This window comes from Pseudomonas sp. P4_C8, from assembly GCF_056401975.1.
Map to the genome: position 1 here is coordinate 11,971 of NZ_JBFUIH010000056.1, position 20,378 is coordinate 32,348.

Consider the following 20,378-nt stretch of genomic DNA (forward strand, 5'->3'; position numbering starts at 1 on the left):
CGCGAGCAGGCTCGCTCCCACAGGGGATTTGTGAACGACACAGATCTAATGTGGGAGCGAGCCTGCTCGCGATGGCGGTCTGACAGGTTAGGCTATTCCTTCTGCGGCCCACCGGTCGCCGTAGCAACCTGAACACTCATACGCGGTATCGCCAGATCCAGCCCCGCCTCATCCATATGCCGCTTGAGCGACAGATTGAACGCCCGCGAAACTTCCCACTGTTTGATCGGCGCGGTTTTGAACCGGGCGCGAAGGATTGCGTTGCCGGACTCGAAACTCTCGACACCCTGGAACTCCAGTGGCGACCAGATGTTGCGACGTTGCAGCGGGTCAGTACGCATTTTCTGACCGACTTCGCGCATCAGTTTGATCGCGCTATCAATGTCCATGTCGGACGGCACTGCCACCCGGAAAATCGCGTAGCCGAATTCCCGGGAGTAGTTCTTGATGCTTTTGATTTCGCTGAACGGAATGGTGTGGACGATGCCGTCGATGTCCCGCAGGCGCACGGTGCGGATGGTCAGCCCTTCGACGGTGCCCAGGTGGCCGCCGACGTCCACGTAATCATCGATGGCCAAGGAGTCTTCGATGATGATGAACAGACCGGTGATCAAGTCCGCCACCAGCGACTGTGCACCGAAACCGATGGCCAGACCGATCACGCCGGCACCGGCCAGCAATGGCGTGACGTTCATGCCCATGTTCGCCAGCGCGACGATCAGCGCGATAATGAAAATCGCCACAAACAACACGTTGCGGATCAACGGCATCATCGTCTGCGCGCGGGTATTGGCCAGGCCTTTGCGTGAGCGGGTGAGCGCGAGGTGCACGGCGGTGTCGCTGAGGATCCAGACCAGCCAGGCGAAAATAAGCGTGCCGGCGAGGCTGAACAGTTTGACGCTGACCTCATGGCCCTCACCTTCGGTGAATGTGATCAGTGACATGCCCCAGACCCGCAGGCCGAGTTCGATGAACGCCAACCACACCAGCAGATGAACGAGGGTGTAGAAAAAATTCTTCAGGCGTTCCGAATACAGGGCATGGCGCTTCACACCGCGTTGCGGTTTCAGGGCGTGGCGTCGCACCAGGCCATTGATGACCATACTCAACACCAGCAACACGGTGCAAATCAGCGACTGCCGCAATGCGGTGCTGGTGTCGCCCGCCGAGACGAACGTGGCGAACAGCGAGACGGCTACCAGCACCAGTGCCGGGACGTACCAGAAGGTGCCAAGAATTTCGATGGTATCGCTCAGGGCGCGCCGGGTCAGGCGCCGGGACAGCGGCTGATTGCGGATCAAGTGCGCGATCGGTCGACGGAACCGCAAGATAAACAGCCCGGTAGAAATCGCGGCCAGCACGTTGGCCGCCGTCGCCGCCGTGTGCGCCAGGTGACTGCCAAGACCGGCGACCAGTCGCGGATCGTTCAGCGCCTCACCAAACGCGGCGAAACTGCCGATCAACCATAACGGCCGAAAGGCTTGGTGCCGCAGGATATACAAGGCGCGGTGGCGGTGCGGGCCATCGAGCAGGGAGAAGGCGATCACACAGATCGCCGAGAAACACGTGCCGACCACCAGCGCGTAAGCCAGCACCATGGCCAGGCTTTTGCCCAATGACGAGGGCAGCGCATAGCTCATGTAGACGGTGATCACCAGGGCGACCAACCATGGCCCGAGCTTGCGCAGGGCGAAGCGCAACATGTCCAGCGCCTTGGGGTGTTGCGGCAGTTCTTCGGTCAGGCCGAAGCGCGTGCGTACCCGGTGACTGACCCAAATCAGAGCCGCGGCAAGCAGGCTCCAGACCATCAGGATCATGGCGAATGCGAAGATGATCGGCAGCCACTCACTGGCCGGCATCATCAATGCCGTCAGTTCGTCCCTGGCCAGCGCGAGTTCGTCAGACCAGCGGGTGAGCGGGCTATCAGCGCCGGAGAATTGCTTTTCGAACGTGGCCAGCGTGCCGCCGATCAGTCCCAGCACACCTTCTTCGGCGGCGGGTTGCGCCTTTTTGGTGGCGTCGCGCAGTTTCTTCAGGTCGGCCAGCAGTTTGCTGCGCTGCTGATCGTTTTCCAGCGATTTGATGACTTCATCCAGCGATTGGCCTAACGGTTCTTGCGCCTCGGGCTGGGCTTTCGTCGAACTGCCGAGCAGGCTCGGCAAACCGGCCGCCTGGGCAGGCGCCATCGGTAGCAACGTCATGAGGCAGACAAGGAAGAAACACGGCAGGGCGAAAAGACGGGCGAGCACTAGGCGGTCAACCTCGGGATGAACGGATCGACCGAGTGTACGAGCCCGTCTAAATCAATGCGAGTCAGGGGGAGGATTTATTCGTTGAGTTTGGCGAGGATCTTGAAAATCACGGTGCCGAAAATGGTCAGCATGCCAATCCACATGGCAAATACACCGGCGTTTTTGTCGCGAAAGTTGAAGCCGATTGCCAGCATGAGCATCCCGGCGAGGATCGGGACCAGCATGGCGTGAAACGAAGACAACGAGATCATGGAGACGGCCTTGTCAGAAGGATAATTTAAGTCTAGGTGGCTTTTGGGTGGCTGATTGTCAGGTGTGTAAAGCAACATGCTGTGGTGGCAGTGCTGCCGCCATCGCGAGCAGGCTCACTCCCACATTGGAATGCATTCCAACTGTGGGAGTGAGCCTGCTCGCGATGCTTTTAGGAGCTACGGCAATTCCTGGCAGGCATAGAACGCGCTCAGCACTTTGACCAGGTGCGCCAGGTCGTGGCTACCGCACAGTTCGCGGATCGAGTGCATGGCGAACGTCGGCAGGCCGATGTCCACTGTGCGCACGCCCAGGTGGCTGGCGGTGATCGGGCCGATGGTCGAGCCACAGCCCATGTCGCTGCGTACCACAAAGCTTTGCACCGGTACTTCCTCGGCCATGCACAGATGACGGAAGAAGCCGGCGGTTTCGCTGTTGGTGGCGTAACGCTGGTTGCTGTTGACCTTGATCACCGGGCCGGCGTTGAGTTTCGGGCCGTGGTTGGCGTCGTGTTTGTCGGCGTAGTTGGGGTGCACGCCGTGGGCGTTGTCGGCCGAAACCAGCAGGGACTTCTGAATGGTGCGCACGAACTCGTCACCTTCAGGCAGCAGGCGACGCAACGTCTGCTCAAGCATAGGGCCATCAGCGCCGCAGGCCGAACAGGAACCGACTTCTTCGTGATCGTTGCAGACCAGCACACAGGTTTCGTCGGTTTCGGCGGTCAGCAGAGCTTGCAGACCTGCGTAGCACGACAGCAGGTTATCCAGACGCGCGCCGGCAATGAAGTCTCCATGCAAGCCGATGACCGCTGCGCTTTGGATGTCGTAGAAACTCAACTCGTAATCAAGCACGACGTCGGCGTTCAAGCCATGTTCCAGTGCCAGCTGGTTGGTGAGCACGGCGCGGAAGTCCACCCGCTCGTCGCCGGCGAATTGCGCGAGGATCGGCGGCAATTCGGTCTGCGCATTGATTGCCCAGCCCATGTTGGCTTCACGGTTAAGGTGAATCGCCAGGTTCGGAATAGTCGCGATGGGCGCCTTGAAGTCGATCAACTGGCTCTCGACCTTGCCGTCACGGCGGAAGGTCACGCGGCCCGCGAGGGACAGGTCGCGGTCGAACCACGGCGCCAGCAACGCTCCGCCATAGACTTCGACGCCCAATTGCCAGAAACCCTGACGCTGCAGCTCTGGCTGAGGTTTGACCCGCAGGCAAGGGCTGTCGGTGTGCGCGCCTACCAGGCGAATACCGCCATGCAGCGGCGAATGACGCCCCATCTTGATCGCGACGATGGAGGAATCATTACGGGTGACGTAGTAACGACCGTTGGCTTCGGTGGTCCAGGGCTCGCGCTCGTCAAGGCGCATGAAGCCCGCCGCTTCCAGGCGTTGTACAAGGCTGGCAGTGGCATGGAATGGGGTAGGGGAGGCCTTGAGGAAGTCGATCAGGCCTTGGTTCAACTCTTCGCGCATAAGAAGCTCCAGACAGCAGTGGCGCCAGTTTAACGTATTGGTCAGAGAATTGGCGGTGGACTGCTGGTGTGGAAAATCACTTGTAGGAGCCGAGCTTGCTCGCGATGACGATGCCACATTCAACGTGGATGTCGGCTGACAGACCGCTATCGCGAGCAAGCTCAGCTCCTACAGGTTAAACATCGGCTGTCAGAACGGTGCCGGGCACTCGAAGCGCAAGCGTTCGCCGGTTTGAGGGTGGGTGAAGCTGAGCATGCTGGCGTGCAGGCACAGGCGCGGCCAGGCGGCCAGGGCTTGCTCGTGGGCATAGAGCCCGTCGCCCAATAGCGGGTGGCCGATGGAGAGCATGTGCACACGCAATTGGTGCGAGCGGCCGGTGATCGGTGTGAGTTCAACGCGGCACCAGTCGCCACAGCGTTCCAGCACACGCCAGAAGGTCAGGGCGTGTTTGCCGAATTCATGGTCGACCACATGGCGTGGCTTGGTCGGCGGGTCGTAGCGCAAGGGCAAGTCGATGCTGCCGCTGTCCAGTTCCGGCTGACCCCAGCACAACGCCGTGTAGGCTTTTTCGGTTTCGCGGTCGTGAAATTGCCGAGACAGCTCGCGATGAGTGTCCGGGTCACGGGCCAGAAGAATGATGCCGGAGGTTTCCCAGTCCAGACGGTGGACAATTCGCGCTTCCGGGTAGCCGTTTTCTTGCAGGCGGGTAATCAGGCAATCCTTGTTGTCGTCAGCCCGGCCAGGGACGGAGAGCAAAAGGGTCGGTTTGTTCACCACCAGTACGGCGGCGTCCTGATGGATGATGTGGACGTTGGACAACGGCATTAAAACAGCCTCGTAACAAACGCCAACGGCGGCTCAGAACCTCGCACTCTGTAGGAGCCGAGCTTGCTCGCGATAGCGGTTGGTCATTCAACATCGTCGTTGAATGTAAACCGTCATCGCGAGCAAGCTCGGCTCCTACAGGGGCGTAAGCCTGAGCCGCCGTGGCTCCGACCGGATCGATTAACGATCTGGCAGGGTGATATTGAGTTCCAGAATCGAGCAGCTGCCCTGGTTTTCCAGAGCGACGTGCACGTCATCGGACCCGATATTGACGTACTTGCGGATCACTTCCACCAATTCCTTCTGCAAGGCTGGCAAGTAGTCCGGCGTACTGCGTTGGCCGCGTTCATGCGCCACGATGATCTGTAGACGCTCTTTCGCTACCGATGCGGTACTTGGCTTCTTGTTGGCACGAAAGAAGTCAAAAATGTTCATTATCTACCTCCAAACAGGCGCTCGAAGAATCCCTTCTTCGTGACATCGAGGAAACGATGTTCCACGGATTTGCCCAGCAGACGATCGACGGCATCGCTGTACGCCTGACCGGCGTCGCTTTGGTCGTCGAGAATCACCGGCACACCGGAGTTGGAGGCCTTGAGCACCGCTTGCGATTCCGGAATCACACCCAGCAGGGCGACAGCCAGAATCTCTTTGACGTCTTCGACGCCGAGCATTTCGCCATCGCTGACGCGTTGCGGGTTATAGCGAGTCAGCAGCAAGTGTTCCTTGATCGGCTCTTCGCCTTTTTCAGCGCGGCGCGATTTGCTGGCCAGCAGGCCCAGCATACGGTCCGAGTCACGAACCGAGGACACTTCCGGGTTGGTCACGATAATCGCTTCATCAGCGAAGTACATGGCCAGGTGGGCGCCTTTTTCGATACCCGCCGGGGAATCGCAGACCACGAATTCGAAGTCTTCTTTCAGCGCCATCAGGACTTTTTCCACGCCTTCCACCGTCAGCGCGTCTTTGTCGCGAGTCTGACTGGCGGCCAGGACGTAGAGGTTCTCCAGGCGTTTGTCTTTGATCAGGGCTTGCTGCAGGTTGGCTTCGCCGTTGACCACGTTGACGAAGTCATACACCACGCGACGCTCGCAACCCATGATCAGGTCGAGGTTACGCAGGCCGACGTCGAAGTCGACGATTACTGTTTTGTGACCACGCAGAGCGAGGCCGGTACCGATAGCGGCGCTGGTGGTGGTCTTACCCACACCACCCTTGCCGGATGTAACCACGAGAATCTTGGCCAAGGTGTTTCACCCCTAAGGAAAAAGGACATTTAGCCCCTGAAAAACATCTCTTGAAAAACTACTGCAGCCGGACAGCCTTGGCTGGAATCCGGTTCTGAGCGGCGCTTACCCCCGGTAAACACTGCTTTTAGCCTTTTTCCTACTTCGCTTGAGCCGTTTTCGCTACGTTTTAGAGATGTTTGGAAAATGCGGCAGTATCCGTTAAAGCCGAATGATGTTCAACACGTCGCCGGACAGGCTGACTTGTACGCCCGCACCCCACAAGGGATCGCGACGCAGATCCTCGGAGACCTTGTAGTGGCCTGCGATAGACACCAGTTCGGCGCTCATTTGCTGGCAAAAAATCCTGGCTTTCGTGTCGCCTTTGACGCCGGCTAATACACGACCGCGCATAGGGCCGTATACATGGATATTGCCATCGGCGAGAAGTTCCGCCCCCGGGCTGACCGATGAAATCACCACCAAATCGCAACCCTGGGCATAAATCTGCTGGCCACCACGTACTGGCGAGGTGATGATTTTCGTCGGTTTGATGGTCGGTTCCGGCGGTTTTTCCGGTTTTTTCTTCACCTGGCCTTCGAGCGGGTCAAGCGCACGCTCACGGGCACCGGACGGCGGCAACACGGGCAGATCGACCGCGATGGCGGCAGCGATGTCTTCGATACGGCTGGCGCGGATGGCCAGCGTGCGCAAGCCATGCTGGCGGCAAACGCGCATCAGCCCTGGCAAATCCACCGCGCCTTCGCCGGCCGGAAGTTTGTCCAGGGCCAGCACCAGCGGCGCATTGCTGAAAAAGTTAGGCGCCTGAGCGACCTTGGCGGCCAGTTGCCGATCAAGGTTCTCGAGGTCGTTGCGGGCCAGTTCCAGCACCGTAATGGCGAGCATGCTGCCCTTCAACTGGAACACGGGATCCTGGTCTTGCGGTTCGGTTTGGCTCATGGTCGGCATACAACGGCTTGTCACTAAAAGTGCCGAGACTTATAACGAGAACGCCCGCAAGCCGCAAGCCGGGTCGAACGATGTAGAATGCGCGGCCATTGTCTTTCCGGAACCTTTAATGGATCGCCCGCGTTTTCGAAAAACATTTCTTATGCCGCGTTTCTGGCCACTGTGGTGTGGCTTGGGGCTGTTGTGGCTGATTGTTCAGTTGCCGTATCCGGCGTTGCTGTTTATAGGTCGCCTGCTCGGTGCCGGGATGTATCGGGTGGCCGGCGACCGACGGCGCATTGCCAAGCGCAATCTTGAACTGTGTTTCCCTGAAAAGTCCGCCGCCGAGCGCAAGCGCCTGCTCAAGGAAAACTTTGCCTCCACGGGCATCGCCTTTTTCGAAATGGCCATGAGCTGGTGGTGGTCGCGTCAGCGTCTGGCCAAACTGGCCCATGTCGAAGGCCTGGAGTACCTGAAAAAGGCTCAGCAAGATGGCAAGGGCGTGATTCTGATGGCGGTGCATTTCACCACGCTGGAAATCGGCGCGGCGCTGCTTGGTCAACAGCACACCATCGACGGCATGTACCGCGAGCACAAGAATCCACTGTTCGACTACGTCCAGCGCCGTGGTCGCGAGCGGCACAACCTCGATTCGCTGGCGGTGGAGCGCGACGATGTGCGCGGCATGCTCAAATTGCTGCGCGCGGGCCGAGCGATCTGGTACGCACCGGATCAGGACTACGGCGCCAAACAAAGCATTTTCGTGCCGCTGTTCGGCATTCAGGCGGCCACCGTGACCGCCACCAGCAAGTTTGCGCGGCTGGGCAAGGCGTTGGTGGTGCCCTTCACTCAGGAGCGCCTGGCCGATGGCAGCGGTTATCGACTGGTGATTCATGCGCCGCTCGAAGGTTTCCCTGGCGAAACCGAAGAAGCCGATTGCATCCGCATCAATCAGTGGGTGGAAAGCGCCTTGCGTGAATGCCCGGAGCAATACCTCTGGGCCCATCGCCGCTTCAAGAGCCGCCCACCGGGCGAGCCCAAGCTGTACAAAAAACGCGGTTGAGTCACCGATTCCTTTAAGCGCCATGGAGTGTTGCGATGAGTCCTGCAGAACCGGTTACAGGGTTGATTCTTTCCGGCGGCGGGGCTCGGGCGGCGTATCAGGTAGGCGTGCTGGCGGCGATTGCCGAACTGTTGCCGGTGGGGGCAAGCAATCCGTTTCCAGTGATCGTCGGCACCTCGGCCGGGGCGATCAATGCGGTCAGCCTCGCCAGTGGCGCGACGGATTTTCGCGGCGCCATCGAGCGTTTGACCGCGTTCTGGCAGGGCTTTCGCAGCCATCGGGTGTTGCGCAGCGACTGGCCCGGCGTCATCAGTCAGGCCAGCCGGTTTGTCAGTCACAGTTTGCTGGGGCTTGGCGCTCACGTGCCGGTGGCCTTGCTCAACAGTTCGCCACTGCGTGGTTTGCTCAACGACAAACTGAACATGGCCGGGATTGCCGAAGCCATTGCACAGAAGCAGTTGCAAGCGGTGGCGGTGACGGCGTTTGGCTATGAATCCGGTCAGGCTGTCACGTTCTATCAGGGTGGCGGCACCATCGAATCGTGGTTACGCCATCGGCGAATCGGCGTTCCGACTCAATTGAGTGTCGAGCATTTGCTGGCCAGTTCCGCCATTCCGTTGCTGTTCGCCCCGGTGAAAATCGGCGAGGAATACTTCGGCGACGGTGCGGTGCGCCAATCCGCCCCGATCAGCCCGGCCCTGCACCTGGGCGCCAGCCGGGTGCTGGTGGTGGGCGTCAGCGGCAACCCGCGTGGCGTCGACCCGCAGCAGCCGCTGCAACGCGCCTATACCGGGCAACAGCCGACGCTGGCGCAGATTGGCGGGCACATGCTTAACAGTACGTTCATTGACAGCCTGGAAAGCGACATCGAGTTGTTACAGCGTCTGAATCAGTTCAGCCACTTGATGCCCGTGGGTACGCCGACCCGTGCGCTGGGCGTGGCGCCGGTGGAGGTGCTGGTGATTTCGCCGAGTCAGCCGATCGATGAGATTGCGGCGCGGCATCGACAGGAATTGCCGGCGGCACTGCGCCTGTTTCTGCGCGGACCGGGGGCGACCAAGACGAGCGGGGCAGGGGTGTTGAGTTATCTGTTGTTCGAGGCGGGGTATTGCAGCGAGTTGATCGACCTGGGGCGGCGGGATGCGTTGGCCAAGCGTGGGGAGCTTTGCCGGTTTCTTGGGTTGGCGGAGGCTGTGGTTACTGCTTGAGATTGGCGGTGAGGCCATCGCGGGCAAGCCACGCTCCTACAGGTTTTGTGTCRTTTACATCATTTGAGAACGACCTCAAACCTGTGGGCGCTTGGCTTGCCCGCGATGGCGTCCTTGCAGACGCCACTTACAGCCAGATCAGAAGTGAACCTTGACCAGGAAGCTTGTCACGCTCTGATCAGTCTTGAAGCCCTGGCTGTCTTCGATGCCGTACTTGTTTTTCCAGTAGTCATACTCGACACCGACGTACAACTGCTTATCGCCCAGCTTCAGTGCCTTGCCCAGGTCGTATTTGATCTGTGGGTTGAAGTGCAGGTTGGCGTGGTATTCGCCTTCTTTGTTCACGTCGTTGTCGACTACCCAGTCCATGAAGCCGTCGATCAACACGTCCGAGCTACCCGCCGGGATGGTGTAGGACCAGACCGGAGAGACCTGCCAGATATCGTCACCCGGGCGGCCGCCTTCGGTGTGACGGTTGTAGAAGTTCAACTGGAAGTAGTTGAAGCCAGGGATAGCCAGGTCGAAACCCGGACCGATCAGGTACGACTCGGTGTCGTCCTCGCCGAACTCATAGGTCATGGCCAGCAGGACGTCTTTGATCGGGCCGAACTCAAACTTCTGGTCGAAAATCTTGTTAAACGACAAGCGCGGGCTCAGTTCACCATAGTGGGAGTTGTCGCCGGCGAAGGCGTCTTCCTTGCCGTTGTAGAAGATCTTGTCGATGAAGAAGAAGTTGTCGCCGTATTTCCAGCCATCGACGTGTTCGAAGGTCACCGTCTGTTGAATGCGCGGGTTGACCTGGAAATCCTTGCCATACAGGTAGGACAGGCTGTTGTTCTGCCATTGCAGCAAGTCGCCGGCCATGGCCTGACCCCCAGCCAGCATTGATCCCGCCAGCATCAGGCTAGTGCACGTACGTTTCATTCGGTTGCTCCCAAAAAGTAGGTGATTCCACGTTATTTTTTTAAGTTTGGCGCTCTGGTGTGGCGCCTCTATCTGTAGCGGTAAAAAATCATCCAGTCGGTCAGCTTTAATGCTCATAGCAAGAGCTGCGCCAAGGCTTTCAAAAAACAAATAAACGCCCGCTCGGCTGCTCAAGAACAGTCGATTGAGAGGGGGTATGGAGTGCCTTGGTATCGTCCAGAGCCGGGATAAGTTGGCTTTCTGGTCAGAAATTAAATCCGGGCTTTTTTTTAACGCGGATTCAGGCGGCCGCGGAGAATACTGACTACTTGGCCAGGTCTCAAGTGCCCCGCAACAGCGCACCGACGACAGGTGTGGGGCATGGTTGGCGGCGCTTGGCCTGGCGTCGTTAAACGACGGGCTTGAGTGGGTAAAAACCATCTGTTGCTTCCTCTTGTTTTTATTGTTGAGGCGCAGGCACCCCCCCCTGTAGGAGCGGGCTTGCTCCGGGCGGCGTTCCGACGAAAGCGTCGGGTCAGTCAACACAAGTGTTGAATGTCATGCCGTCATCGCGAGCAGGCTCGCTCCCACAGGGTTTGGTGCTCGTCTGAGTTAATGCGTGTGAGCGGTGCAGTCGTTGATGGCCGCGCGTTCGGCGCCACCAAGAATGTTGAACAGCAGGTTCAGCGTCAGGGCGCTGATCGTGGCCATGGCGATACCGCTGTGGGTGATCGGGCTCATCCACAGCGGGAGGTGGGCGAAGAACTCCGGGCGCACCACTGGAATCAGGCCCATGCCGATGCTCACCGCCACCAGCAGTTGGTTGCGACGGTCGCCGATGTCGGCTTCCTGAAGAATCTTGATCCCGGTGGCGGCGACCATGCCGAACATCGCAATCGCCGCACCGCCCAGTACCGCTGGTGGAATCGACGCCACCAGAAACGCCGCTTTCGGCAGCAGGCTCAACACAATGAGCAACCCGCCTGCGACGATGGTCACCGAACGGCAACGCACACCCGTCATTTGCACCAGGCCGATGTTCTGCGCAAATGAGGAGTGGGTGAAGGTGTTGAAGAACCCGGCGAAAAACGAGGCGCCGGCATCACACAGCAAGCCCCGACGCAGCATCCGTGGGCAAACTTCCTGGCCGGTGATTTTGCCCAGGGCGAGGAACATCCCGGTGGACTCGACGAAGATGATCACCACCACCAGGCACATTGAAAGTATCGGCGCGAGTTCAAACTTGGGCATGCCGAAATGCAGCGGGGTGACGAATTGCAGCCACGGCGCTTGTGCCATGCCGCTGAGGTCGACCATGCCGATCAGGCCGCAGAGTACGTAGCCCAGGCACATACCGATCAGCACTGAAATATTGACCCAGAAACCGCGCATGAAACGGTGCACCAGCAATATGGTGCCCAGCACCAGCGCAGCAATGGTCAGGTAAATCGGCGAACCGAATTGCGTGGCGCCTGCGCCACCGCCGGCCCAGTTCACGGCCACGGGGAACAGCGACAAACCGATCGAGGTGATGACCGTGCCGGTCACCAGAGGCGGGAAGAAGCGAACTACTTTGGACATGAATGGCGCGATGAGCATGCCGAAGAACCCGGCGGCGATGGTCGCGCCGAAGATTCCTTGCAGACCGATACCGGGCATGCCGGCCATGGCGACCATGCTGCCGACCGCTGCGAAACTGGCGCCCATCATCACTGGCATGCGGATGCCCATCGGGCCGATGCCCAGCGACTGGACGATGGTGGCGATGCCGGCGACCAGCAGGTCGGCGTTAATCAGAAAGGCGATCTCTTCACGACTCAGGCCAGCGGCCTGTCCGATGATCAGCGGGACCGCGATGGCGCCGCCGTACATCAGCAAAACATGTTGCAGACCGACCAGGATCAGTTGCAAAAGGGGCAAACGCTGAATCGCGGGTGCGTCGGGGATGCGCGCTTCGGATAGCTCGGACATGCAACACCTCGGATCTTTTTTATTCTTTTGATTTTGTGCATCGTGTTGACCGCGGCGCGGCCATTCGCTGGCAAGCCAGCTCCTACAGGTTTCATGTCGGTCGCATGATTGGTGAGCGACACACATCTGTAGGAGCTGGCTTGCCAGCGAAGCTTTTCAACGATGGATCAGTTGGTCTGAGCTCCCTGAACAATCCAGGCACCAATCAGGTCACGTTCCTGCTGGGTCATCTGCGTGATGTTGCCCAGAGGCATGATCTGGCTGGTAACGGCCTGAGCCTGGATGCGCGGGGCGTTCTGGCGGATCTGCTCGGGGGTGTCGAACATCACACCGGCAGGCGCAGCACTGAACAGCGGGCTGGTCGGTTTGGCCGAGTGGCAAACCGCACAACGCTCCTGAATCACGCTGTGGACCTTGTCGAAACCTGGGCCGGCGTTAGACGCCTGGGCAGGTGCGGCGGCGGGTGCTTCAGCGGGTTTGGCTTCAGCGGGTTTCAAACCACCGCCCACAGCCGTTTCCGGCAGCGGTTGGTATTCGATCTTCGCCGGCGCCTTGGCCACGTCCGGGCTGGTCATCGGCGCAGGGCCGGTGACGTAAGCCAGGCTGATCATGCCGACGGCGGCCACTGGCAGCGTCCAGGCGAACTTGTGACTGTCATGACGGGTGTTGAAGTAATGACGCACCAACACCGCCAGCACCGCGATCCCGGCCAGGATCAGCCAGTTGTATTGGCTGCCGTAGGTGCTCGGGAAGTGGTTGCTGATCATGATGAACAGCACTGGCAAGGTGAAGTAGTTGTTGTGACGCGAGCGCAGCAAGCCTTTGGCTGGCAGTGCCGGATCCGGCGTGCGGTTCTCGGCGATCGCCGCTACCAGTGCGCGTTGCGCCGGCATGATGATGCGGAACACGTTACCGACCATGATGGTGCCGATGATCGCGCCGACGTGCAGGTACGCACCACGACCGCTGAACACTTTGCTGAAGCCGTAAGCGGCGCCAATGATCAGCACGAACAGGATAAAGCCGAGCAGGGCAGGGCGTTTGCCCAAGGCCGAGTCGCAGAGGAAGGAGTAGACGAACCAGCCGACGAACAGCGAGCCGATGCCCAACATGACACCTTCAGGGCCGCTCAGGCTGCTGCCCGGTGCCAGAAGGTAGAGCGTCGGGTTGGAGTAGAACACCACGCACAGCAGCGCGATCCCCGACATCCAGGTGAAGTAGGCTTCCCATTTGAACCAGTGCAGGTTGTCCGGCATGGTCGGTGGAGCCAGTTTGTATTTTTCCAGGTGATAGATACCGCCGCCGTGGATCGCCCACAAATCGCCCGCCAGACCACTTTTCGGGTTGACCCGATTGAGGTTGTTTTCCAGCCAGACGAAATAGAACGACGCACCGATCCAGGCCACGCCAGTAATCATGTGAACCCAGCGTACGCTCAGGTTCAGCCATTCGAACAGATGTGCTTCCACAGTCTTTACCTCTCGCCTGTCACTCTGTTGTCGAGTGATCAGACCTTCTCTTATTGGTGGGGGGCGAGGATCAAACGCTCATCCTCTTTGAAAAAATGCTCATCGCAGTTATTGCCTGTGCCACTGCGATCAACCACCAGGAAGTCATCCCGCTTTTCGATCGTCAGCACCGGATGGTGCCAAACGCCGCGATGGTAATTAATGCCCTGCCTGCCGTTGGTGACGAAGGCGCGGACCAAGCCTGATACAGGTTCATCGCCAAGTGGCGCGACCACGATCAGAAAAGGGTTGCCGAGCAGCGGAATAAACGCCTGGCTGCCCAGCGGGTGACGCTCCAGCATGCTGACGGTCAGCGGCATGTCCTGCGCGTCGGCGCGGAAGATGCTGATGATCGCGTTGTCTTCTGGCTTGGCGGTTTCCACCGTCGCCAGTTTATGAAAGCGCATGGTCGAACCGTTGTTGATCATGAAGTGATCGCTGCCGTCGGTTTCGATCACGTCACCGAAAGGGGCGAAGGCTTCTTTGGTCAGCGGTTCAATTGTCAGTGTGCGCATGCTGGTCTTCTTACCTTGAATTCGTTGATGTGTTGCTTTTGTAGGAGTACGGCTTGCCGGCGATGGGGTCCTTACTGACGCCATCGCCAGCAAGCTGTGCTCCTACAGGTTTTCTTCAGCGCTTATTTAGCGACCTTGCCGAGAACGCGCAGGCGGCTCACACCACCGTCCGGGAACACGTTCAGGCGGATGTGGGTGATCGGGCCCAGCGCCTTGATCTGCTCGGCGAAGGTGTGTTCGGCGTGCATTTCCAGTTTCTGCGCCGGCAGCAATTCGCGCCAGAACAACGATTGGGTTTCGATCTGGCTGTCAGTACCGCCCTTCACGAATGCGCCCTGGATCGAGCAGGTGTCCGGGTAGTTGCCCTTGAAGTGCAGGGTGTCGACGATGACTTTCTCGACTTCACCGGCATGGCCCAACGCGACGATCACCCAGTCATTGCCCGGGGTACGACGACGTGCGGTTTCCCAGCCGTCGCCCATGTTGATGCCACGGCCCGGGTTGAGGATGTTGCTCATGCGGCCGAAGTGTTCGTCGGAGCAGGCGAGGGCGCGGCCACCGTTGAGGGCTGCGGCCAGGTCGATTTGCTCGTTGTCGCCCACAGCGGACCAGTCGCGGTGCGGCACGCCGTACACACGCAGACGGGCCACGCCGCCATCCGGGTAGATGTTGAAGCGCAGGTGGCTGAACGCCTGATCGTTGTTGATTTCGTGGAAGTGGTGGCTGTTGCCTTGCAGCTCGACGGCCGACAGCACTTCAACCCACTGGGTGTTTTCAGTCGGCTCGCCTTCAGCCAGGAAACAGGCTTCCAGGGAGGCCGACGGCGGGAAGTTGCCGGTGAAGAATGAAGTGTCGATGTCGACGCCTTTGATCGAGCCCGGTACACCGAGGCGGATCACGGCGCTGTCGTAGCCTTCGAAGCGCTTGCGGCGCGACTCCCAGCCGTCCATCCACTTGCCGTTGTCATCGAACACGCCTTCTTTCCACACAGCCGGAGTCGGCTGGAACAGGCGGTTGGCATCAGCGAACCAGTCATCGGTGACCGAGATGATTTTGGTGCCCAAGCGGGCATCGGCCAGGTTGACGAACTTCTCGAAAGGTACGGCGTGAGCTTTCATTCTTCTTGTCTGCCTTTAATAAGTTGGCTTGGGATGCTTGCAGTGCCCTGGGCGATGTATGTATGCGTTCAATGTCGCTCGGGCAAAGCTCGCTATAGGGTCAGTAAACGGAACAACGCAATCTTGTTGATCTCCGCCAGCGCGCATTTGAATTCGGTGTCGACCGAGTTGTGAATACGCGTTTCGAACGCCGCGAGGATCTGATGCCGGTTGCTGCCTTTTACCGCCATGATGAAGGGAAACTTGAACTTGGCTTTGTAGGCGTCGTTCAGCTCGGTGAAGCGCTGGAACTCTTCGGCCGTGCATTGGTGAATACCCGCGCCAGACTGTTCTTCAGTGCTGGCTGCGGTAAGCTGGCCCTGGACGGCGGCTTTGCCGGCCAGGTCCGGGTGAGCGTTGATCAGGGCCAGCTGGCTTTGATGATCGGCGCTCAACAGGATGTCGCTCATGCGCTGGTGCAGGGTTTCGATCTCGTCGATCGAAGCGTCCTGGCCCAGGTCGAAGGCCTTTTCGGCCACCCATGGCGAATGTTCGTAGATGTCGGCGAAGGCGGCGACGAATGCGTCGCGGCTCAGGCTCGATGGCTTCAGCGTTTGAAAGGTGCTCATTGGGCAGCCCCTTGGTACGGGTGGGTTTCGTGCCAGTGGCGCGCGATGTCGACACGACGGCTGAACCACACCTGTTCATGACTTTTAGCGTATTCGATAAAGCGCTTGAGCGAAGCCAGACGCGCCGGACGGCCGATCAGGCGGCAGTGCAGGCCGATCGACAGCATCTTCGGTGCTTCGGCGCCTTCAGCGTACAGAACGTCGAAGGCGTCCTTGAGGTATTCGAAGAAGTCGTCGCCCTTGTTGAAACCCTGGACCTGGGTGAAGCGCATGTCGTTGGTGTCCAGGGTGTACGGGATCACCAAGTGCGGCTTGCCAGTCGGATTGTTCGGTTCCCAGTAGGGCAGGTCGTCGTCGTAGGTGTCGCAGTCGTAGAGGAAACCGCCTTCTTCCATCACCAGGCGACGGGTGTTCGGGCCGGTGCGGCCGGTGTACCAGCCCAGTGGGCGCTCACCGGTGATTTCGGTGAGGATGCGGATCGCTTCGAGCATGTGCTCGCGTTCCTGCGCTGCGTCCATGTACTGGTAGTCGATCCAGCGATAGCCGTGGCTGCAAATCTCATGACCGGCATCGACCATCGCGCGGATCACATCCGGGTGGCGCTGGGCGGCCATGGCGACGGCGAAGATGGTCAGCGGAATATCGAATTCCTTGAACAGTTTCAGAATCCGCCACACGCCGGCACGGCTGCCATACTCGTAAAGAGACTCCATGCTCATGTTGCGCTCGCCTTGCAGCGGCTGCGCCGAGACCATTTCGGAGAGGAAGGCTTCGGATTCTTTATCGCCGTGCAGGATATTGCGCTCGCCGCCTTCTTCGTAATTGAGTACGAAAGACAAAGCGATGCGGGCATTGCCCGGCCAGTGTGGGTGAGGAGGGTTACTGCCGTAACCGATCAGGTCGCGTGGGTAGTCAGCGCTCACTGCAGTCTTCCTTCTTATTCGTGTCGACGTGTTCAAGGTTGTGTGGCGGCCTTGCGATGAGATATCAGGCTGGCGTCACTGCGATGGAGTGATTGTATACAACTTTATATTCAATTTGTAAGCCTGATTTTTTGCATTTTTCTCGAAACGTCATGAATTGATGATACTGCAAGAAACCTGCCTGAGTGGTCAGCTAAAGGATAGAAGGTCCGCTGATCTTATGGTGCGGCGTTAAATTCGGTGTAAAACCACCGACTGGTGGGCATCGAGGCAAATAGGTCGTTTTTATTGTGTACAATTTTTTTGAAAAGTGTCTTAATCAATCGCTCGCCGCAGTGATTCGTGCTCCGAATCGGTGCGGTCTCCTTTTTAACTGACTTCGGGAGGCGCGAGGCCTGACTGCTCTACGCAGGCAGGCGCGCAGAATCAATGGGACGTTTGACTACACACGTTTTGGACGCTGCACACGGTTGCCCGGGCAGCTCGATCAAGGTCGAGTTGTACCGTGTAGAAGGTTCGCACCTGGAATTGGTCGCTAGCGCGACAACCAATAGCGATGGCCGTGTCGATGCGCCGCTGCTGCAAGGCGATGACTACCGTACCGGGGTCTATCAGGTTCAGTTTCATGCGGGCGACTACTACCGCGCCCGTGGCGTTCAGTTGCCGGAGCCTGCGTTTCTCGATGTAGTGGTGCTGCGTTTCGGCATCTCTGCGGAACAGGATCACTACCATGTGCCGTTGCTGATTTCGCCGTATAGCTATTCCACGTATCGCGGCAGCTGATCCCCCAAGCAGCTGCCTCAACCTGGAAGCGACTGCGCATATAGCTTCTTTGGTCTTTCGCCCGCTCACACTGCGGGCTTTTTTTCGTCTTGGGGAAAGTGGTGCCTGGTCTGGCGTCTTCGCGAGCAAGCCTCGCTCCTACAAGGACCTGTGGCGTACACATGACCTGTAGGAGCGAGGCTTGCCCGCGATGCTCTTAGCGGCTCAACAGAGATGCCGCGCCCGCACCACTGAACAACCCCGCACTCACCCGATTGAACCAACTCTGCCCTTTGCCACTGCGCAGATATCGAGCCGCACCATGCGCACCCAGCCCATAAGCCAATTTGCACAGCAGATCCAACACCGTCCAGGTCGCTATCATCACCAGCAACTGCGGCAGGAACGGCTGCTCGGCGCTGAGAAACTGCGGCAGGAAGGCTGCAAAGAACAGAATGTCTTTCGGATTACTCGCACCGAGTACAAACGCACGGCCGAACAGCGCACGAAAGCGTGGCACTGGCGCCGCCTGAGGCACTTCGGCACCCACGGATGGCTGACGCGATTGTTGCCAGCTCTGCCGCGCGAGGTAGAACAGGTAGAGCGCCCCGACGATTTTCAACGCGCTGAACAGCTGCTCCGATGCGAGCAGCAAGGCGCCCAAACCCAGCGCAGAGGCACTGAGCAAGCAGATCGATGCGATCACGCCACCGAGAAACGCGGGGTAAGAACGGCGCAAACCGTAATTCAGACTGTTGCTGATCATCAGCAACGACAGGGGCCCCGGGATCAGGATCACCACCAACGCAGCGCCGCTGAACAGCAGCCAGGTTTCCAGACTCATTACTTTCCTCCATTTGTGCAAAAGCCCCACCCGGCGGGGTGAGGCTGTTTTGAAACACTGTTTTTGAAACGTAAGCGGCTTACAAGAAAATGAACTTGGCGATGAAGATCGCGCAAAGCACCCACAAGCTGACGGAGATTTCCTTGTATTTACCGGTACCTGCCTTCAGCGCCACGTAAGTGATGAAGCCCAGCGCGATGCCGTCGGCGACCGAGAAGGTCAGCGGCATCATGATTGCGGTGACGATGGCCGGAATGCTGTCGGTCGCTTCGTCCCATTCGATGTGCTTCATACCGCCCATCATCAGCATCGCCACATAAATCAGCGCGCCGGCGGTGGCGTAGGCTGGGATCATCCCGGCTAGTGGTGCGAAGAACATCGCGGCAATAAATAGCACGCCGACGGTCACGGCGGTAAGCCCGGTCCGACCACCCGCCGCAACGCCCGCGGCACTTTCAACGTAACTGGTGACCGGCGGAACACCCACCACCGCACCAAATACGCTGGAAGCACTGTCGGCTTTCATGGCGCGAGAGAGGTTTTCGATCCGGCCGTCTGCGCCGACCAGGTTGGCGCGCTGGGCCACACCCATCAGAGTGCCGGCGGTGTCGAACATGTGCACAAAAAGGAAGGCCAGGACCACGCTGATCATGCTGACGTTGAATACGCCGGCCAGATTCATGGCCATCCAGGTCGGGGCCAGGCTCGGCGGGGCCGACATGATGCCCTCGTAGTGCACCAGGCCCAGGCCCCAACCGGCCAGGGTGACGGTGATGATGCTGATGAGGATTGCGCCGAACACTTTGTGATAGCTGAGAATGGCGATCATCAGGAAGCAAACGGCGGCGAGCAGCGGGCCGGGTTCGCGCAGGGAGCCGAGCTTGATCAGGGTCGCCGGGCTATCGACGACAATGCCCGCGGTTTTCAAACCGATCAGCCCCAGAAACAAACCGACGCCGGCACCCATGGCGAAGCGCAGGCTCACTGGAATGCTGTTGAGCAGCCATTCGCGAATCCGCGAAAAGGTCAGGATCATGAACAACACACCGGACACAAATACCGCACCGAGGGCGGTTTCCCAGTTGTAGCCCATGGTGCCGACCACGGTGTAGGTGAAGAAAGCGTTCAAGCCCATGCCCGGCGCCAGGCCGACGGGCCAGTTGGCGTAGAGGCCCATTAACAGGCAACCCAGCGCAGCCGCGATGCAGGTCGCGACAAACGCGGCACCGTGATCAATCCCGGCGTCAGCCATGATATTGGGGTTGACGAAGATGATGTAAGCCATCGTGATGAAGGTTGTCAGACCGGCAATCAGCTCGGTCTTCACCGTGGTGCCATGCAAGCTGAGTTTGAAGATGCGTTCAAGCAAGCCATTGCGTAATGGCGGCGAGAGATCCAGCGTCGATGCTTCGGATTTGCGGCTTTCCACAGCGAGTACTCCTCAAGAGTTTTATTGTTATTTCCAGGACCGGACCCATGAGGGTGGCAGCGGCCCTTTGAGGCAAGGCACTTGCGAATATGTTGACCACGAGGTCAAGAACTCGCACGAAGTGGATTATGCTTTTGTATACAAAAAAAGCAAATAATGTTTTCCATTTCGTTTGCGAAAAGTTTGGTGATTGAGATATATCGCCTGTGCCGACGCCATCGCGAGCAGGCTCGCTCCCACAGGGACAAGCGCTCACCTTTGGGAGCGAGCCTGAGGGGGGATGGCAAAAACAAATAAACCGGCCATTGCAGACTGTGTGAAAACACACTGATGGTGGTTCCAGCAAACGCCCCGACTTGTTCGGGGCGTTTGCTTTTGTGCTCACAGCAGACGAAAAAAGGCTTTTCAGTCCATCAGCGCCATCATCTGACGCACGCCCAGCACGTTAATCGCTCTTTTCAGGTTATAGGCGTTCACCGCCAAGGCCATTTCAGCCCTCGCGCCTTCAAGCTGTCGCAGCAAGAAGCGCGCGTTACCAAATAACCACTGTTTAAGGT

At 58.9% G+C, this 20,378-nt stretch carries 19 protein-coding genes and 1 pseudogene; 3 read left to right on the forward strand and 17 right to left on the reverse strand.

Annotated features, from left to right (window positions below):
• Positions 1-92: 92 nt before the first annotated feature.
• The 7 genes from AC1DWM_RS26085 to minC all read right to left on the reverse strand — a co-directional run bounded on the left by AC1DWM_RS26085 (position 93) and on the right by minC (position 6,981).
• Entirely contained in the window at positions 93-2,249 is a 2,157-nt protein-coding gene (locus AC1DWM_RS26085) for a mechanosensitive ion channel family protein (protein ID WP_477796511.1), read from the reverse strand.
• Between the two features lie 77 nt (positions 2,250-2,326).
• Positions 2,327-2,503 carry a hypothetical protein gene (locus AC1DWM_RS26090; RefSeq protein WP_223513959.1) on the reverse strand — a complete coding sequence of 59 codons (177 nt, stop codon included), beginning with the start codon at positions 2,501-2,503 and terminating at the stop codon, positions 2,327-2,329.
• A gap of 177 nt (positions 2,504-2,680) precedes the next feature.
• The gene (locus AC1DWM_RS26095; RefSeq protein ID WP_477796512.1) at positions 2,681-3,970 is read right to left on the reverse strand and encodes a M18 family aminopeptidase; all 1,290 of its coding nucleotides are present in this window, start codon (positions 3,968-3,970) and stop codon (positions 2,681-2,683) included.
• 189 nt (positions 3,971-4,159) lie between these two features.
• The gene (locus tag AC1DWM_RS26100; protein ID WP_007944430.1) at positions 4,160-4,795 is read right to left on the reverse strand and encodes an RluA family pseudouridine synthase; all 636 of its coding nucleotides are present in this window, start codon (positions 4,793-4,795) and stop codon (positions 4,160-4,162) included.
• 180 nt (positions 4,796-4,975) lie between these two features.
• Positions 4,976-5,230 (reverse strand): cell division topological specificity factor MinE, encoded by a 255-nt coding sequence (minE, locus tag AC1DWM_RS26105; RefSeq protein ID WP_007944431.1) that lies wholly within the window; start codon positions 5,228-5,230, stop codon positions 4,976-4,978.
• Positions 5,230-6,042 (reverse strand): septum site-determining protein MinD, encoded by an 813-nt coding sequence (minD, locus tag AC1DWM_RS26110; RefSeq protein WP_223513955.1) that lies wholly within the window; start codon positions 6,040-6,042, stop codon positions 5,230-5,232. Before minD ends, minE begins: the two co-directional genes overlap by 1 nt.
• A 201-nt stretch (positions 6,043-6,243) precedes the next feature.
• Positions 6,244-6,981 (reverse strand): septum site-determining protein MinC, encoded by a 738-nt coding sequence (gene minC / locus AC1DWM_RS26115; RefSeq protein WP_223513952.1) that lies wholly within the window; start codon positions 6,979-6,981, stop codon positions 6,244-6,246.
• 118 nt (positions 6,982-7,099) lie between these two features.
• On the opposite strand from minC, the gene AC1DWM_RS26120 reads away from it, so the two are divergent.
• Entirely contained in the window at positions 7,100-8,032 is a 933-nt protein-coding gene (locus AC1DWM_RS26120; protein WP_452627555.1) for a lipid A biosynthesis lauroyl acyltransferase, read from the forward strand.
• A gap of 35 nt (positions 8,033-8,067) precedes the next feature.
• Positions 8,068-9,240, forward strand: coding sequence for a patatin-like phospholipase family protein (locus AC1DWM_RS26125; protein ID WP_477796513.1), 1,173 nt, complete (start codon positions 8,068-8,070; stop codon positions 9,238-9,240).
• A gap of 138 nt (positions 9,241-9,378) precedes the next feature.
• On the opposite strand, the gene AC1DWM_RS26130 is transcribed toward AC1DWM_RS26125, so the two are convergent.
• The 7 genes from AC1DWM_RS26130 to puuE form a co-directional block, all read right to left on the reverse strand.
• Positions 9,379-10,164: an outer membrane protein OmpK gene (locus AC1DWM_RS26130; RefSeq protein ID WP_477796514.1), complete on the reverse strand. Its 786-nt coding sequence runs from the start codon at positions 10,162-10,164 to the stop codon at positions 9,379-9,381.
• A gap of 591 nt (positions 10,165-10,755) precedes the next feature.
• Positions 10,756-12,114 (reverse strand): nucleobase:cation symporter-2 family protein, encoded by a 1,359-nt coding sequence (locus tag AC1DWM_RS26135; RefSeq protein ID WP_477796515.1) that lies wholly within the window; start codon positions 12,112-12,114, stop codon positions 10,756-10,758.
• Between the two features lie 167 nt (positions 12,115-12,281).
• Positions 12,282-13,583, reverse strand: a complete 1,302-nt coding sequence (locus AC1DWM_RS26140) for a urate hydroxylase PuuD (RefSeq protein ID WP_223513944.1) — start codon at positions 13,581-13,583, stop codon at positions 12,282-12,284.
• A 50-nt stretch (positions 13,584-13,633) separates the two neighbouring features.
• Positions 13,634-14,137, reverse strand: coding sequence for an ureidoglycolate lyase (locus AC1DWM_RS26145; protein WP_008146154.1), 504 nt, complete (start codon positions 14,135-14,137; stop codon positions 13,634-13,636).
• 122 nt (positions 14,138-14,259) lie between these two features.
• Positions 14,260-15,255: an allantoicase gene (alc, locus tag AC1DWM_RS26150; protein ID WP_223513943.1), complete on the reverse strand. Its 996-nt coding sequence runs from the start codon at positions 15,253-15,255 to the stop codon at positions 14,260-14,262.
• Positions 15,256-15,347: 92 nt separating this feature from the next.
• The gene (gene uraD, locus AC1DWM_RS26155; protein ID WP_223513942.1) at positions 15,348-15,863 is read right to left on the reverse strand and encodes a 2-oxo-4-hydroxy-4-carboxy-5-ureidoimidazoline decarboxylase; all 516 of its coding nucleotides are present in this window, start codon (positions 15,861-15,863) and stop codon (positions 15,348-15,350) included.
• Entirely contained in the window at positions 15,860-16,786 is a 927-nt protein-coding gene (puuE, locus tag AC1DWM_RS26160) for an allantoinase PuuE (RefSeq protein ID WP_477796516.1), read from the reverse strand. The genes uraD and puuE overlap by 4 nt, the downstream gene beginning before the upstream one ends.
• Positions 16,787-17,215: 429 nt before the next feature.
• Here puuE and uraH point away from each other — a divergent pair, with 429 nt between their 5' ends.
• The gene (gene uraH / locus AC1DWM_RS26165; RefSeq protein WP_007944445.1) at positions 17,216-17,569 is read left to right on the forward strand and encodes a hydroxyisourate hydrolase; all 354 of its coding nucleotides are present in this window, start codon (positions 17,216-17,218) and stop codon (positions 17,567-17,569) included.
• 196 nt (positions 17,570-17,765) lie between these two features.
• Here uraH and AC1DWM_RS26170 read toward each other — a convergent pair whose 3' ends face one another.
• The 3 genes and pseudogenes from AC1DWM_RS26170 to AC1DWM_RS26180 all read right to left on the reverse strand — a co-directional run.
• Positions 17,766-18,392, reverse strand: a complete 627-nt coding sequence (locus AC1DWM_RS26170; RefSeq protein WP_477796517.1) for a LysE family translocator — start codon at positions 18,390-18,392, stop codon at positions 17,766-17,768.
• A gap of 79 nt (positions 18,393-18,471) precedes the next feature.
• Positions 18,472-19,821 (reverse strand): NCS2 family permease, encoded by a 1,350-nt coding sequence (locus tag AC1DWM_RS26175; protein WP_223513925.1) that lies wholly within the window; start codon positions 19,819-19,821, stop codon positions 18,472-18,474.
• A gap of 405 nt (positions 19,822-20,226) precedes the next feature.
• Positions 20,227-20,378, reverse strand: a pseudogene (locus AC1DWM_RS26180) (IS5/IS1182 family transposase); the annotation flags it as partial.